Genomic DNA, 15747 nt, shown 5'->3' on the forward strand with positions numbered 1-15747 from the left:
GTATGATACAGAACGCACTAAAGGTCGCCCTCGCAAACCGCACCGCTTTCGTCATTGCGGCTCTGCTGTTGATGGCGGCCGGGCTGGTTTGTTTCCGGTTTCTGAAAATCGAAGCCTACCCGGACATTGCCGATACGAACGTCATTGTGATTGCGCAGTACGCAGGTCGGGCGGCTGAGGAAGTGGAGCAGCAGGTGACGATTCCGCTCGAACGGGCCTTGAACAACACGCCCCGCGTCATTGCGCGCCGGTCGCGCACCATCTTCGGGCTGGCGGTGGTGCAACTCAATTTTGAAGACGGAACAAATGATTATTTTGCCCGCCAACAAGTCATCGAACGGCTGGCGGCTGCGGAATTACCAGACGGTGTGACGCCGGAATTAGGGCCGTTGACCACGGCAGTTGGCGAGATTTACCGCTACGTCGTTGAGGCTCCGCCGACCTTTTCGCCGATGCAATTACGTGATTTGCAGGACTGGGTCATTCGCCCGGCATTGACGCAGGTTTCGGGTATTGCCGATGTCGTTACCTTCGGTGGCCCCGTCAAACAGTTTCACGTGCTGACCTCGCCGGATCGGTTGCGGAAATACAACCTGACGATGGAAACGATCATCGAAGCCGTGCAGGCCAATAACCTGAATACCGGCGGCAGCATCGTAGAGCGTGGTGGTCAGGGGTTTGCGGTTCGCGGGTTGGGGGCCATTCAGCGTGCCAACGACATCGATAACATTGTGCTGACGACCATCAACGGCGTTCCGGTTTACATCCGGGATGTCGCCAGTGTCGAAGTGGCACCACCCCAGCCGCAGGGTATCTTGGGCTACACGATTCCGGTCAAAGGTGTCGATGTCAATTCCGGGGTGGAAGGGATCGTGTCGTTGCGCCGGGGCGAAAATCCGACGGAAGTGCTGAAAGCCCTCAAGGAGCGGATTGTTGATTTACAGGACAACGAATTACCCAAAGGCGTTAAACTGCAGATCATTTACGACCGCTCGACGCTGGTCGATTACACGCTCGAAACTGTATCGCACACGTTGCTGGAAGGTATTTCTATCGTCGTTATTATTCTGGTTCTGTTTCTGGGCGACATTCGCTCGGCGCTGGTGGTCGCCATCACGATTCCGTTCTCGCTGCTTTTTGCCTTTATCCTGATGAAACTGACCGGCATTCCGGCCAATCTGCTGTCGTTGGGTGCCATTGATTTCGGGATTATTGTCGACGGAGCCTGCGTGATGGCGGCTCACCTGATTCACTCGTATCGATACGCGGCCAATCGGGCGACGGAACCGGGAGAACCCCGGAAAAATATTGTTACTCTGACGATCGAATCGGCGGGCGAAGTGGGGCGGGAGATCTTTTTTGCCGTAACCATCATCATTCTGGCGTATTTGCCCATTCTGACCATGCAGCGGGTGGAAGGAAAACTCTTTTCGCCGATGGCGCTGACGCTGGCTTTTGCCGTCATTGGCTCGATGTTATTTGCCTTGACGCTGATTCCGGTTTTGATGACGTTCGTTTACCGGAAACAGGTTGAAACCGTTCAACCTGCGAAACAGAAACGGAAAACGATCTTTGACCGGATTCAGGGAAGTTACGTGCGGATTATCCTGCGAACCCTGCAGAAGCCCCGGGCGGTTTTTTTCAGTGGATTGGTCCTGGTTCTCGTTGTTATTGGGTTGGGCGTTCGCATCGGCACGGAGTTTTTGCCGACGCTGGATGAAGGTTCGATCTTCATGCGCTCGTTCCTGCCCGCCGGTACGAACATTACGGAAAATCAGAAAATTGCGCCGGTGATCCGGCAGGTGGCCGCCCGGCATTCCCAGATCGAAAGCATCGTGACGCAATCGGGACGAAACGACGACGGTACCGACCCGTTTCCGGCCAACCGCACCGAAATTCTGATGATTTTGAAACCGTACGACGGCTGGGTACACGACACGACGAAGCAGCAATTACTGACGACGATCAAAAGCCAACTGGAAGAACAACTGCCCGGTGCCAACCTGTCGTTCGGCCAGCCGATCATCGACCAGGTGACGGAAATTGTGACGGGTTCGGCTTCCGATCTGGCGATCAACCTGACCGGTTATGACCTGACGCTCCTGCGTTCCAAAGCCGACCAGGTGCTTAAAATCGTGCGCGGCATCGAGGGCAGTTCCGAATCCGGGATTGAGCAGGAGGGACCCCAGGCGCAGATGAGCATCAACATCAATCGCCAGCAGGTCGCGCGCTATGGCATCAACGTGGCCGCGATCCAAACCATGATCGAAGCTGCCATCGGCGGAAAAGTGATCAGTACGCTTTACGACGGCCCCCGGCGCTACGACATCGTGGTGCGGTATCTACCCGAAAACCGCAACAACATTGACGTGATTCGTAGCCTGCAGGTTCCGTCGCCCGGTGGTTCACTGATTCCCATGAGCCAATTAGCCGATGTGCAACTGATTGATGGACAAACGAATATTTATCGATTGGATGGAAAACGGCTCGTCACGGTTCGGACCAATATTCGCGGACGCGATCAGGGTAGTTTTGTGGCCGAAGCCAGGCGGAAAGTCCGGCAATTGGTGACCTTGCCGCACGGTTATGCGGTGGCCTACGGCGGCCAGTTCGAGAATCTGGAGCGGGCGGGCAAGCAACTCATGGTGGCCATTCCGCTGACGGTCGTGATTGTGCTGGCGGTTTTGTTCCTGCTTTTCCAGTCGGTTCGTTACGCTCTGATGACGGTCGTTTGCGTGTTGTTCGGGCTGGCGGGCGGCATTGCGGCTTTGTTGGTACGCGGTTATAACTTCAATGTATCGGCAGGCGTTGGTTTTGTGTCCCTCTTTGGGTTGTCGGTGATGGCCGGGGTGCTGTTGATTGCCGCCATCAACCGGGAGCGCGAAACCGGCGGAATGCCGCTCAAAATGGTGGTGGCGCACGCGTCGGGTGAACAACTTCGGGCCATCATGATGATGCTGATCGTCGCCATCATCGGTTTGATTCCGGCGGCTACCTCGTCGGGCATTGGCTCGGATGTACAGCGTCCACTGGCGACGGTGATCATCGGCGGATTGACCTCAACGCTCCTGTTTACCCCTTTTCTATTACCGCCTTTGTATTACTGGGTGGAACGAAACCGCAGGAAAAAACCGGTTCCCAAGCCCGAAGAAGTTGTTGTATCTTCCCGAACCTGAGAAACCGGTTTAGAAACCGTCTGTTTTTCCGTCCACCGTGCCAATGTCTTCACCTAAAGTAGATGCACCTCTTTTCTAGTCGCGTAGCGACCGAATGTTTGTAGAAAATGAACCCAGTTTCACTGCCTTTGGTCGCGTAGCGATCAAACGACGTACGTTTTGTCAGATCGCTACGCGACCAAAGGGAATGTGCTTGGGAAATTACGCTACAAACATTGAGTCGCTACGCGACTGGAAATTTCACTTAAAAGATGTGTGTATACTTTAGGTGAAGACACAGACCACGGGTTTGGGATCGAACGAAATCGAAAGAAAAAACCGGTTTTTGAATCCAAAAAAGTGGTTGTATCTTCCCGAACCTAACGAAACCGGCTTTTATACATCACTCGCTTTCAGATGTAAATTCAATCAGAGGCTGGGTACTCCAGCTTCAAAACCGGTTGAAACCGTCAGGTCCTTCCAGGTTTCCAGATCACTTTTTACGGCATCCATCTTCGCGTAGGCCAGATCGTAAGCATCCTGACCCAGAAATAAGTGCAGGGGCGGATTGGCTTCCGAAGCGATTTGAATCAGTGCAGCCACGGCTTTTTCGGGATCGCCCGGCTGATTGCCGTTGATCTGCTGCTGGTGCACCTGTTGCGACTCGCGCACTTCCCGGTACGCATCGATCTGATTTTTAGGAACGGCCAGCGAGTTAGACGTCAGAAAGTCAGTCCGGAAATAACCGGGCTCGACCACCGTCACGTTGATTCCCAGCGGTTTAACTTCTGTAGCCAGCGACTCCGAAAATCCTTCGACGGCAAACTTCGTGGCGCAGTAAATCCCGAAACCGGGGAAGGCACCGGTAAAACCGCCAATGGACGAAATATTGAAAATGTGCCCGGATTGCTGCGCCCTCAAATGCGGTAACGCTTGCCGGATGACATTCAGCGAACCAAAAACGTTGACGTCAAAATTTTCGCGGGCTTCTGCGTCGGTCAGTTCTTCGACGCTGCCCAGTAACCCGTAACCGGCGTTATTGACCACCACGTCGATCTTTCCGAAATGCGCGACGGTTTTTGCAATGGCTTCGGCCACGCTCGACTCGGTTTTCAGATCGACCGCCAGCGGCAGAAAGCGATCATCGGATGGGTCCACCACCCGGCGCAGGTCTTCGAGATTCCGGGAAGTAGCGGCAACGTTAAAACCGCCGTTCAACAACTGTTTTACCAATGAAAGTCCCAGCCCTTTCGAGGCTCCGGTGACAAACCATACTTGCTGTGTGCTCATCATTTTGTGTGTTTTATGATGGGACAAAAGTAGGGGCGTCGGCTTGGTGAAGCCTTGCGGTTTTCAAACCGATACTTGCAAAATTCAAACAGTCCGAAAAGCGGAAGGCGTCAGGTGGGTCTGTTTCTTGAAAAAGTTGTTGAAATGGGCCGGTTCTTCGAAACCGAGCGTGTAGCTGATTTCAGAAATGTTCCAGTCCGTGTGTTTCAGCAGGGCCTTGGCTTCGCTGGCGAGTCGTTCGGCAATGTGGTCGGTGGTGGTTTTCCCGGTCGTCTCCCGAATGGAACGATTTAGGTGGTTGACGTGCACGGAAAGTTGCTCCGCAAAATCCTTCGCCGAGCGTAATTTAAACCGCTGCGAGGGCGACTCGATGGGAAACTGTCGTTCGAGCAATTCGCTGAAAACCGCCGTGAGCCGCGATTTGGCGTCGGTATGCTGGTACAGCGTTTCCGTCGGTTGCATTTTAAGGGCGTAATGAATCAGCTCCATCACGTAATTCCGCAGCAGATCGTATTTATAGGGATAATCCGAACCGATTTCGTCCAGCATTTTCCGGAACAGCTGGCTAACCTGCTCATCCTGCGTTGTATTCAGAACGTAAGCCGGTTTGCCACCGATGGCGAACATGGGCAACTCGCTCAGGCTACCCCGGATTTTTTCGGTAAAGAAAGCTTCCTTGAAAATGCAGAAAAAACCGCTGGTATCGTCGGATAACGCTTCCCAGTTGTAGGGCACCTGCGGATTGAAGAACATCAGGGTTGGGCCGTTGACGGCCAGGCTTTTATCGGCGTAATGGTAGACATTGCGCCCCCGAATCAGCGTAACTTTGTAAAAATCCCGGCGACTGTAGTTGATGGGTTCTTTGCCCTGACCAATGCAATCTTCCAGTCGAAACACGTTGAAATGCCCCCGGTCCTGTTGCAGGTTTTCGGGCAGCCAGTTGAATTTGATCTGGTAGAAGTCTTCGAGCGTTTCGGTCTTTTGCATCACGCGAAGTTACAAAATTCAAACCGGTTTTTTAGTATCGGCGCGCAAATTGGCCGGATGGAATGCATACTAGGTGGTAGAGATACCGTCGGCGGTTTTTAGGCGGTGAAGTTGCCGACCACGGATGAAGCGAGTGGCCAATTCGCTCAACGATACGCGTTCTTTACCGCTCAATTCAAGGCCGACGGTTGCCTTGAATTGAGCGGTAAACTTCCGTTTCAGATTAATCCAAAATTGAGAGTTCTGACCGCTGAACCATTATTCCAGGAAGCAAATAGTCTCCCAACGTGGTTATCAGCATAATCACCCGCACCTGGATTGCACAAAGAATGGCCGGTGAGGACACCGGCCACGGGAGGGGAAGAGGAACGTGGACTGCACCCTCGCATTCTACGTGTAAAAGAATCACTATTGGCAAGTAATTGTATAATCAATAATGGTGTAGTACGTATCAGATTTAGTCGTGTAATCAATATTATAATCCTTATCAAAACCATATTTGTTATTCACACCAATAAGGGATTTAACCTGTCCATTTAAATCATACACGTATTTAAACTCGGTTAGAATATAATAACCTGAGCCGTTGGAATCTATGATTTTGTATTTTTGTCGGACAAGCATATTTCGGCTAACTTTTCCAAAATGGGGCTCAGGGTTAGGTATTTTATTAGGTTGAGTCAAGTCGTATTCATACTCCGTTGTTGCCTCCGATCTGGTCTCGTTTCTCACAGTCTTTGATACATTACCGTTCGTAATTGTGCTTTCCAGTTTCCAGGTTCCTTCATTGTAAAATACTCGAAAACCTTCTGAGTCAAAACGATTTGCGGCATTTGAAAATAAACCTTGCGAGTCCAAAATAAACGTGCCCGTCGTTGAAGTTGAATAAGGTAAACTAGGATCTGGGACAGCAACCCATTTGATATCATTATTTGGAAGATACTCGTAATAGTATATGTATCGATTCTGGTGCTTTTCAATAACTCGCCCCTGTGGATCGTATTTGTAAGCAATTGAAGAATTAGGTGTAGTGCTTATTGGAATTTTTTGCCCTTCTATTTCAATCATCTCTTCGGGGTTGGATCCATCCGTTACCTGAAATTTTTCAACAACTTTATCGAGATGACAATTTGGGTTTGCAGGTCTCAAGTGGTCTTCTATGGCACAGGAACCAAACAAAAAAACAAAACTTACAATCAGCAGGTGGGATTGGATAAATAGTTTCATGGTAATTTGAGTAATTGTTATTGAAGTGGACAAAGAAAGAAACCGGCAAAAGTTAGGTTTCTGGTTCTATACTATGGTGACCTATTCATTTGAGTTTTTAATAAGGATACCTAAAATGCCTGAAACGTTGAAAGTCCTGAAAAAAAAGTATGACTTTCTATGGTTCTTGGTGGTAGACCTGGTTACTATTCTCCTCGGATTGAGATCTGATCAAAGAAAGGGACAGTTGGGTATCGGGTGGTTTCTGCATGCGATGCATTATGGTAAGTTCACAATGGTGACAGGATGCAGAAAAACCAGATAAGTTACATTGTTTTTGCCGACAATGCTGAGGGCTAATTTTGGTTTTGGCGGGAAGTTATATGAGAATCTTGTACCCATTTTGACTGTTTTAAACGGTGTTATCAGAACTCCAATAGGTAAACAGAACGAAGGAGTCCATTCGAAAATGATTGATCGTTTCCCGACAATATGAGCACGGGCTAAAAATATCGCTGCGGCCCGATTTTGATTCTCCTAATAAATCGGTTATTGGGTGATGTACACCGGAAGCAAATCAAATCATGCTACCCGATCAATCAAATCATTACAAGGTGAATTGATGAAAAAGAGAGGTGAATTGTCGAAATAGAACGGCAATGGTAGGTGCCTTTAGGGCGGTTACTTAAAAGGGCTCAATGGTAAGTGAATCATCAATAAGTTAAAAATAGTAAGAATTGAACGTCCAGCGAGGTCTCATTTGAGCGTTTACGCTGAATTTTTCACAGGAAGTAGAATAACCAGCGGCTGGGCACATTGTAGAAAAGACCCTAATTACCGGTTTCGCAACAAACGAAAGTAGTTTTACTAAGTTGTTAAAAATGGTTCTGATGGTGGTCCGTTCAGGAAACCATTCAACCACCCAGTCAGCAGAATTATCGGATAATCAATACACCTCCATTTCCGGCTGCACGTCGCGCGCCCAGCTGTTGATGCCGCCCTGCAGGTTCATGAGGTTGGTGAAACCGAATTCTTTCTGGAGATAATCGATGACGTACTGGCTGCGGATGCCGTGGTGGCAGTAGACCACCACCGGTCGGTCGACGGGAATGCGTTTGACGTTATTGGCAATGATATTAACCGGAATCAAAATTGCATTGTCGAGGTGGCAGATGTTGTATTCGGGCCGCTCACGAACGTCGAGCAGGAAAATGTCTTCCGACTGCGCCAGCCGTTCGGCCAGTTCGAGGGCGGTGATGGTTTGGCGAATTTCGGTTTTGGCAGCCACCCGCTGCCCTTCTTCCCAGCCGTTCTGGGCGGCTGCTTCGGCATCGAGCCGACGGCGAACCCGGATTTTCTGGAAGGACATGGCCAGCAAATCCACCATCAGCAGCTCTTCGTTGAGCAGGTGACCGATGCCGGTGATGAGTTTGATGACTTCATTGGCCTGATACGTTCCGATCACGCCCGGCAAAACGCCCATCACGCCCGTTTCGGCACAATTCGGAATCTCCATCTGGTTCGGAAATTCGGGGAACAGACAGCGGTAAGTAGGTCCGCGACGGACTTCTTCCGGCTGAACGTCCGAAGCCGCCAGCCGCGCATTCAAAACCGCAACCTGACCTTCAAACCGGTGAATGGCACCGTAAATGAACGGTTTTTCCTGCATCACGCAGACATCATTGACCAGATACCGGACGGTGAAGTTGTCGGTACAGTCGACCACCAGATCGTATTCGTCGATCAGCGTGCGGGCGTTCGAGCGGTCGAGGGCGTAAGCGTAGGCATTAAACCGGATTTCCGGATTGATTTTTTTGAGTGAATTTACGGCAATGGTCGCTTTGGGTTTTCCGACCTGCTCGGTCGTATAAAGCACCTGCCGCTGGAGGTTACTGATGGCGACAGTATCTGGATCGATAACGCCGATGGTCCCTACTCCTGCAGCGGTTAAATAGAGTAAAACCGGGCAACCCAATCCACCTGCACCCACGACCAGGATACGCGCCTGTTTTAATTTTAATTGGCCTTCCACACCCATTTCGGGGAGGTTCAGGTGTTTTTCGTAACGGGCGTATTCGGCAGGTAGGAGCATAGCAATTTGTTGTTGAGTTTCGGCGCTACATTTTAAACGAAAAAGCAATCCAATTTACATTCCCGCTTCTAAATTTATTTTACGACAAAGCGTAAGTAGAAATCCTGCTTTCGGACTTGCAAACCTGCTTAGCTGGTTTAACTTTGGTACTCAAACATTTAACCTTCGTCATGAAACAAAAAATTGGAGTTACTGCCCTTGCCCTGATGCTCTGGCTGAGTTTCAGCGGTTTTTTAAGTAAGCCTAAAACCGTCTCTCAGCTAACGGCCGAGTGGACACGCGCGAAAGAGTTCACCAAGGAGTATCTGGACGCGATGCCGGAAGACGGAATGGGGTACAAACCAACGCCCGAAATCCGGAGCTTTGCCGAACAAATGCTGCATTTGACCGCTGCGAATTACAATTTTGCCGCAGCAGCTACCGGGAAAGCCAATCCGATGCAGGGGAAAAAACTGGAAGCAATGGACGAATTAAAAACAAAAACCGCCCTGACAAAAGCCGTCATGGATAGTTACGATTTTGTGCTGAATGGCATTAAAGGCCTGAGCGATGCGCAGTTGGCGGAAGTCGTCAAGATGGGGCAACGCGATCTGTCCCGCGAAACGATCCTTGCCAAGGGCTTCGAACACCAGACGCACCACCGGGGCCAGGCAACGATTTACATCCGGATGAAAGGCATCAAACCGCCGAATGAAAAACTGTTTTAGAGTCTAAGAATTAAGACGGGGCCGCCCGTGCGGTTATGAGTTAACGCGTCAGCCAACTTATAACCTTACGGGCGGCCCCGTCTTAACTCTTAACTCATCACTTCTTCGCTACTGCAATCTGCAACTCATCCAGTTGCGCCGGGGCAATCGCAGAAGGTGAGTCGATCATGACGTCGCGTCCCGAATTGTTTTTCGGGAAAGCAATGAAATCGCGGATGGAATCGGCACCCCCAAAAATGGAGCAAAGCCGGTCAAAACCGAAGGCAATACCGCCGTGGGGCGGGGCGCCAAACTCGAATGCATCCAGCAGAAAACCGAACTGCGCCTTGGCTTCTTCGGGCGAGAAACCCAGTAGATCAAACATGCGCGACTGCAACTCCCGCTGAAAGATCCGGATCGAACCGCCACCCACTTCCGTGCCGTTGATCACCATATCGTAGGCATTGGCCCGTACGGAACCGGGGTCGGTTTCCAGCAACGCGATATCTTCCGGTTTGGGCGACGTAAAGGGGTGGTGCATGGCAAACCAGCGGTTTTCTTCTTCGCCGAATTCCAGCAACGGGAAATCCAGAACCCACAACGCACTGAACTGGCCCGGATTGCGCAGACCCAGGCGGTTGCCCATTTCCAGCCGCAATTCGCTCAGCTGCTTCCGGACTTTATTGGTTTCGCCGGACATTACCAGCAGTAAATCACCCGGTTCGGCCTGGAACTGAACCACCCAGTGTTTCAGATCGTCTTCCGAATAGAACTTATCGACGGATGATTTAACCGTTCCATCTTCGTTATACCGGACATAAATCAGCCCTTTGCTACCGATCTGGGGGCGTTTGATAAAGTCGGTCAATTCGTCCATCTGCTTGCGCGTGTAATGGGCGCAGCCTTTGGCGTTGATCCCGATCACCATCTCCGCCGAATCGAAAACGGCGAAGTTCTTACCCGACGTCAGATCCACGGTGTCGAAAGAACCCTTCAGCTCGACAAACGGCATCCCGAAACGCGTATCCGGTTTGTCGGAACCGTACAGACGCATGGCTTCGGCATACGTCATCCGGGGTACTTCGTCGAGCGCAACACCGATCACATTTTTGAACAGGTGCCGAACCAGCCCTTCGAACATGTGGAGAATATCCTCCTGCGTAATGAATGACATTTCGCAGTCGATTTGGGTAAATTCCGGTTGGCGGTCGGCGCGGAGGTCTTCATCCCGGAAACACTTGACAATCTGGTAATACCGGTCGAAACCCGATACCATCAGCAGTTGCTTGAACGTCTGGGGCGATTGGGGCAGGGCGTAGAATTCGCCGGGATTCATGCGGCTTGGTACCACAAAATCGCGGGCGCCTTCCGGCGTCGATTTGATCAAAACCGGGGTTTCGACCTCAATAAAATCCTGCCCGTCCATGTAAATCCGGGTTTGCTGCGCCATTTTGTGACGCAGTTCGAGGTTTTTCCGAACCGGATTCCGGCGCAAATCGAGGTAGCGGTATTTCATCCGCAGATCGTCGCCACCGTCGGTTTCGTCTTCGATCAGAAACGGCGGCAGTTTGGCCGGATTCAGTATTTCCAGCTTTTCAAGTCGGATTTCGATGTCACCCGTTGGTAAGTTAGGGTTTTTCGATTTGCGCTCGATCACTTCGCCAGTGGCTTTCAGGACAAATTCACGCCCCAGCGTTCGGGTCAGCGCGATGGTTGCCGGATCGGTTTTTCCTTCTTCCAGCAACAATTGAGTCAGGCCGTAGCGATCGCGCAGGTCGATCCAGATCAGACCACCTTTGTCGCGGATGCGCTGCACCCAGCCGCAGAGAATGACTTGTTTATTAACGTGTTCGATGCGGATTTCTCCGCAGGTATGAGTCCGAAGCATACTCTTCAAAAGGTTCAATAAGCCGCAAATGTAGCCAAAGTATATCCGCCTATCAAGCCGATTTATAAAACGATCCGGCGGAAAGCTACATTTATCGGCGGTCAATCACCGGAACCTTTTGCCGGAAAGCCCGGGCGAAGGACCGGGAATACAGCGCAGCGGATTTTTCATTGAGATGCTGCTCATCATCCGAACAGTCGGCGGGGAACGGAGCGGTGTATTCGCGCCGGTACGGTACGGCAATGCGGTATCGATCGGGCAGGGCGGCATACACATTCGGCAGGATGTCTTTCTCTTCAGCCATCAGTCGGGGGGGCAAATAAAAATAGATCGCAACCTTCTTCGCTTCACACTGACGGACGAGTTGCATGAGCTGGTCTCGGTAAAGTTGGGCCTGTTTCGTGAATGAACGGGGGAGGGGCGTCGTGTCGGGCAGGGTAGCTACACGCACAGGATTGCGGGATCGGTTGCGAAACGTGCCGGGCTCGAAATACCGGTAACCGGTAGGGGTCATGGCGTAATTGAGCTCTCCAGCCCGAACCAGCGTCAACCCAAGCAGGTGCACTGCATTTCGCATCCTGAAAAATTGGGTCAGATACGAATCGTACAGGGCGGTTCCCCGTTGAACACTTGCCGGACCGAAGCGCTGTTGCTGTAGAAAATGCGTGTTTTTAAACCCAATTTCGGCAAACGGGTCCGCCCGGCCAAAGGGATCACCGTAGGTTTCGGTGGGCGGAAAAGACAATTCCAGAAAGATCGTTTTCAGGTGTAAACCGTTCATCTGGAGGAGTTTGCCGCATTCGATAAACGTGTTTGGCGCAAACAGAGCATTGATGCCGAGGTTGAAAGAGCGGGTTTGGTGGTGCGTAACGGAGTCGAAAACCGCCGGGTTGAAACCGTGCGCCGTCCGGCTGGAACCCACAAAAACCGTGTTGACCTCTTCCCGGATGGGTTTCAGCAACGAATTGATTTTGTACCCAATTTCGTCGGAATACTTCACTTCGTAGGTGTGCAAATAAGCCCAAAGAGCGATTTTGATCCCCAGGATTACCGTTGTCAACGCCAGCAGTTTCAAAACAATTTTTACCATTGGATCAGAACTGGTAATAAAAAAAGGGACTGTCGCTAATCCGTCCGAAGGTGAGAATCAGGATACAAACGATCAAATAAAAACTCCACCGGCTAAACCCGCCATACGACGCGATCAGTTCGGGAAGCTCCCGGTTTTTCAGTTGCCGGTTGATCAGATCCATCAATCCTAAGGCCATCAGAACCGGAAGGAACGGTTTCAAGGTGGCGAGATCCGTGACGTGCCAGCGGTTTTTGGAAAACAATCCGCCCAGTAATGACCAGGTTGCTCCAATCGATGGTGCCCGCAGGAACACGCCGGTAAACATTCCGACGTGGAAAGCCAGCAAGATGGATAAAAACCGGTGCAGGGGCGCGTTCAGATCCGGCCAGATCCGGCGGAAAAAAACCTGTCGCTGTTCTTTGGTCGCGTGTTCGGCCACGAGCCAGAGCCCATTGAGCAGCCCCCAGAGAATATAACCCCAGGTGGCACCGTGCCAGAGACCGGTCAGAAAATAGACGATCATCAGGTTGAGGTACAGCCCATTGCGGGATCGCAGCTGTTTGCTCAACGGGAAGTAAATGTAATCCCGAAACCAGGAAGTCAGGCTGATGTGCCAGCCTTTCCAGAACTCAATGCGGGAGGGGGAAGCATACACCCGGTCGTCGAAATTCCGCATGAGCCGGATGCCCAGCATGCGGGCCGAACCCAGGGCAATGTCGGAATACCCCGAAAAATCGCAGAAAATCTGGAGAGGTATCAAAAACAAAGAGAGGTATAAAACCGGGCCGGAATACGCGCCCGGCTGAACAAAAACCGGATCGATCAGGCCCGAGATATGGTTGGCCAGTACGACTTTCTTGAACAAGCCCCAGGCCACGAGTTGTAGACCGGCTACGGCGTTTTCGTAGCGGAAAGGCTGGGGTGTTCGCAGTTGCGTCAGCACCCTTTTTGCCCGTTCGATGGGGCCGGCCGAAAGCGTCGGAAAAAAGGCCAGGTAAGTGGCAAAATAGCCGAAGTGGCGTTCGGGCTTGAGGTAGCCCCGGCGAATATCGACCAGGTAACTGATGGCCTGAAACGTATAAAACGAAATGCCGATCGGCACCACCGGCGACCAGGCGGGCAGCGGATTAACTCCTCCCCCAAAACCGAGCAGATGGGTCAGATTCTGGTTCAGAAACGCATAGTATTTAAAAAATAACAATGGCAGGAGCAGCAAACCGATACCCAGCCAGAGCGTAAACCGGGATTTGAATTGTTTCACCAGTCGGCCAAAACCGTAGGCCACGGTGGTCGACGACGCCAGGAGAATCAGGTAAAAGGGTTGCCAGGTGAAATAAAAAAAATAACCGGCCAGCAGCAGCCAAACCCACCGAAACCGGTGCGGAAGTAGATAATAAACGAAAAAGACCAGCAGTAAAAAAAACAGATACAGGGTAGAACTCAACGACATGGGTTCAGGCGTTCGGTTTCTATGGACACATGAAGATAAGCAAGTTAAACCGAAAACCGTTCACCCTAACTCGGTGTACAACTGCCAATAGTGCCGGGCCGCGTGTTCCCAGCTAAACCGGGCGGCTTGCTGGCGCAGTCGGTCGGCGCGGAAGGGATTGGCGGCAAAATCGTTCAGGCCATCAAAAATCGTTTCGGCCATCACGTCCGGTTCGAACGATTCGAAATAATAGGCATCCCGACCACCGATTTCGGGGAGGCTGGTCAGCTTCGACAGAAAAACCGGTTTGCCGCAACTCATCGCTTCAACCACGGGCAGCCCAAAGCCTTCGGAAATCGATGGAAACAGAAAGGCATCACACTGCTGATACAGACCGGTTTTGGTCGCTTCGTCAACCGCGCCGGTTATGATCAGACGATCGCTGATGCCCAATTGTTGCGCCTGATTGCGCAGGTGAGCGGCATACGGATGACCGTCGGGACCGGCCAGTACCAGTTGCCATTCAGGGAACGCTTCGAGCAACGGCAGCAGCGTGTGCAGGTTTTTTTTGGGATGAATAACGCCGACGAAGAGAAAGTAGGGGCCTGAAATGGTGATTGAGCGATTGACCGGGCCGCCGGGCGGTGATTGAGCGGTTTTTGGATTGAGTGAATTGCCGTTGTGAATAACAGTGAGTGGAATACCGGGAATTGTTAGATTCTGGCGGACAACGGAAGCGGTGTATTCCGAGATGGTGGTGATGGCTGAAGCTCGGTCGATTTTACGTTGCAGGGCCAACCGTTTGCTGGCTTTTTTGGCGTCGCTGTAATCCGGTCGTTCCAGAAAATTAAGGTCGTGAATCGTCAGCACCAACCGGTTTTTTATCGATCCGGGCAGAAAACCGGAATCCTGGTGCGTACAGTGCCAGACATCGTACGATTTGGTATGTACCCATTTGCGCCACCAGACGGCGGTTTGGTAGGTGACGTCCGGACCAAAAATGCCCTGTTTTCCTTCCGGAACCAGGAACGTGAGTTGGGCCGAATCGGGCCGTTGCCGCACCAGTTCCTGGCCTAGTTGCAGACAGAATTGTCCCAAACCACTATTCAAATCCCGAAGGCGTTCGGTATCGATAAAGATTTTCATTTCGTTAGAATAGTTTCCCAAACCGTACTTTCCGGGCAAACCGGGCTATTGAATCGGTGCCGCGGATGTCCAGCCGCTGCAGTTCAAACCGGTCGTTAACCGGAAACCGGTTCAGGCGGTTTCCGATCCGGAACGCGAGTCGGATGCCGGATTTGTTCAGGGCGGTTTTCATGCCCTGGTTAATTGTCGCATCTTTTGGGCGTCCACCATACGGGTAGGCAAAAGCCCGAACGTACGGTAGCTCCAGCGCGTCGAAAGCCGCCGTGTTCCGGGCTAGATCCGTTTGAATTTCAATCGTATTCAGATGTTTGTAATTCAGGTGCTGGTGCGAATGCAGGGCAAGCTCGAAGGTCGGCAGCACCTGGCGGAGTTGTTCGACGGTCATCAGCGGCTCGGTGCAGCCATCCCACTGATTGCATTGGCCGATGAATGCTGTCGGGACAAAAAGGACGGCGTTCATGCCCAATGCCTGCAAAACCGGTAGCGCGTGGGTCAGGTTGTTCACGTAGGCGTCGTCGAAGGTAATCAGAACCGACCGGGCGGGCAGCGGTTTTTGCTCTTCCACGGCTTTGATGAGGTGTTCGATGGTAATGGTATGGTAACGATGGGCGCGGAGCCACTGCAATTGCTGTTCAAATTGCGAAACTGAAACCGTCAGTGCGTCCTGCCGTTCGGTGTCGACTTTGTGGAACATTAACACGGGTAAGGCATTTGAAGTGCGGAAAAAATACCACACTAAACCAATCGCCACCAGACTGGCCAGGAGCCACATCATAAAATATTTTCAGGTTATTAC

At 51.6% G+C, this 15747-nt stretch carries 11 protein-coding genes; 2 read left to right on the forward strand and 9 right to left on the reverse strand.

The genetic code is table 11. The features are described from left to right. The first annotated feature begins 2 nt into the window (after positions 1 to 2). Entirely contained in the window at positions 3 to 3176 is a 3174-nt protein-coding gene (locus EHT25_RS24605; protein WP_124877846.1) for an efflux RND transporter permease subunit, read from the forward strand. Between the two features lie 408 nt (positions 3177 to 3584). On the opposite strand, the gene EHT25_RS24610 is transcribed toward EHT25_RS24605, so the two are convergent. The 4 genes from EHT25_RS24610 to moeB form a co-directional block, all read right to left on the reverse strand. Continuing rightward, positions 3585 to 4445 carry an oxidoreductase gene (locus EHT25_RS24610; protein WP_124878223.1) on the reverse strand — a complete coding sequence of 287 codons (861 nt, stop codon included), beginning with the start codon at positions 4443 to 4445 and terminating at the stop codon, positions 3585 to 3587. 84 nt (positions 4446 to 4529) lie between these two features. Beyond that, complete coding sequence (locus EHT25_RS24615) at positions 4530 to 5432, reverse strand: helix-turn-helix domain-containing protein (protein ID WP_124877847.1); 903 nt, start codon at positions 5430 to 5432, stop codon at positions 4530 to 4532. A gap of 408 nt (positions 5433 to 5840) precedes the next feature. Continuing rightward, entirely contained in the window at positions 5841 to 6659 is an 819-nt protein-coding gene (locus tag EHT25_RS24620) for a hypothetical protein (protein ID WP_124877848.1), read from the reverse strand. A 925-nt stretch (positions 6660 to 7584) separates the two neighbouring features. Further along, positions 7585 to 8730 carry a molybdopterin-synthase adenylyltransferase MoeB gene (gene moeB, locus EHT25_RS24625; protein WP_124877849.1) on the reverse strand — a complete coding sequence of 382 codons (1146 nt, stop codon included), beginning with the start codon at positions 8728 to 8730 and terminating at the stop codon, positions 7585 to 7587. Between the two features lie 170 nt (positions 8731 to 8900). Between moeB and EHT25_RS24630 the strand changes: the two genes are divergently transcribed. Then, positions 8901 to 9437, forward strand: a complete 537-nt coding sequence (locus tag EHT25_RS24630; protein WP_124877850.1) for a DinB family protein — start codon at positions 8901 to 8903, stop codon at positions 9435 to 9437. Between the two features lie 97 nt (positions 9438 to 9534). On the opposite strand, the gene aspS is transcribed toward EHT25_RS24630, so the two are convergent. The 5 genes from aspS to EHT25_RS24655 form a co-directional block, all read right to left on the reverse strand. Then, on the reverse strand, positions 9535 to 11304 hold the full coding sequence (gene aspS / locus EHT25_RS24635) for an aspartate--tRNA ligase (RefSeq protein WP_124877851.1): 1770 nt from the start codon (positions 11302 to 11304) through the stop codon (positions 9535 to 9537). Positions 11305 to 11395: 91 nt separating this feature from the next. After that, positions 11396 to 12394, reverse strand: a complete 999-nt coding sequence (locus EHT25_RS24640; protein ID WP_124877852.1) for a hypothetical protein — start codon at positions 12392 to 12394, stop codon at positions 11396 to 11398. 4 nt (positions 12395 to 12398) lie between these two features. Further along, entirely contained in the window at positions 12399 to 13826 is a 1428-nt protein-coding gene (locus EHT25_RS24645) for an MBOAT family O-acyltransferase (RefSeq protein WP_124877853.1), read from the reverse strand. A 60-nt stretch (positions 13827 to 13886) separates the two neighbouring features. Further along, on the reverse strand, positions 13887 to 14951 hold the full coding sequence (locus tag EHT25_RS24650) for a glycosyltransferase family 4 protein (RefSeq protein ID WP_124877854.1): 1065 nt from the start codon (positions 14949 to 14951) through the stop codon (positions 13887 to 13889). A gap of 4 nt (positions 14952 to 14955) precedes the next feature. Continuing rightward, on the reverse strand, positions 14956 to 15726 hold the full coding sequence (locus EHT25_RS24655) for a polysaccharide deacetylase family protein (protein WP_124877855.1): 771 nt from the start codon (positions 15724 to 15726) through the stop codon (positions 14956 to 14958). Positions 15727 to 15747 lie beyond the last annotated feature (21 nt).

This window comes from Larkinella rosea (genome assembly GCF_003858635.1).
Taxonomy (GTDB): domain Bacteria; phylum Bacteroidota; class Bacteroidia; order Cytophagales; family Spirosomataceae; genus Larkinella; species Larkinella rosea.

What these genes read in the sequence shown, in the direction of transcription:
- EHT25_RS24605 (WP_124877846.1), top strand. Translation starts at nt 3, where the DNA reads ATGATACAGAACGCACTAAAGGTCGCCCTCGCAAACCGCACCGCTTTC.
- EHT25_RS24610 (WP_124878223.1), bottom strand. Translation starts at nt 4,445, where the DNA reads ATGAGCACACAGCAAGTATGGTTTGTCACCGGAGCCTCGAAAGGGCTG.
- EHT25_RS24615 (WP_124877847.1), bottom strand. Translation starts at nt 5,432, where the DNA reads ATGCAAAAGACCGAAACGCTCGAAGACTTCTACCAGATCAAATTCAAC.
- EHT25_RS24620 (WP_124877848.1), bottom strand. Translation starts at nt 6,659, where the DNA reads ATGAAACTATTTATCCAATCCCACCTGCTGATTGTAAGTTTTGTTTTT.
- moeB (WP_124877849.1), bottom strand. Translation starts at nt 8,730, where the DNA reads ATGCTCCTACCTGCCGAATACGCCCGTTACGAAAAACACCTGAACCTC.
- EHT25_RS24630 (WP_124877850.1), top strand. Translation starts at nt 8,901, where the DNA reads ATGAAACAAAAAATTGGAGTTACTGCCCTTGCCCTGATGCTCTGGCTG.
- aspS (WP_124877851.1), bottom strand. Translation starts at nt 11,304, where the DNA reads ATGCTTCGGACTCATACCTGCGGAGAAATCCGCATCGAACACGTTAAT.
- EHT25_RS24640 (WP_124877852.1), bottom strand. Translation starts at nt 12,394, where the DNA reads ATGGTAAAAATTGTTTTGAAACTGCTGGCGTTGACAACGGTAATCCTG.
- EHT25_RS24645 (WP_124877853.1), bottom strand. Translation starts at nt 13,826, where the DNA reads ATGTCGTTGAGTTCTACCCTGTATCTGTTTTTTTTACTGCTGGTCTTT.
- EHT25_RS24650 (WP_124877854.1), bottom strand. Translation starts at nt 14,951, where the DNA reads ATGAAAATCTTTATCGATACCGAACGCCTTCGGGATTTGAATAGTGGT.
- EHT25_RS24655 (WP_124877855.1), bottom strand. Translation starts at nt 15,726, where the DNA reads ATGATGTGGCTCCTGGCCAGTCTGGTGGCGATTGGTTTAGTGTGGTAT.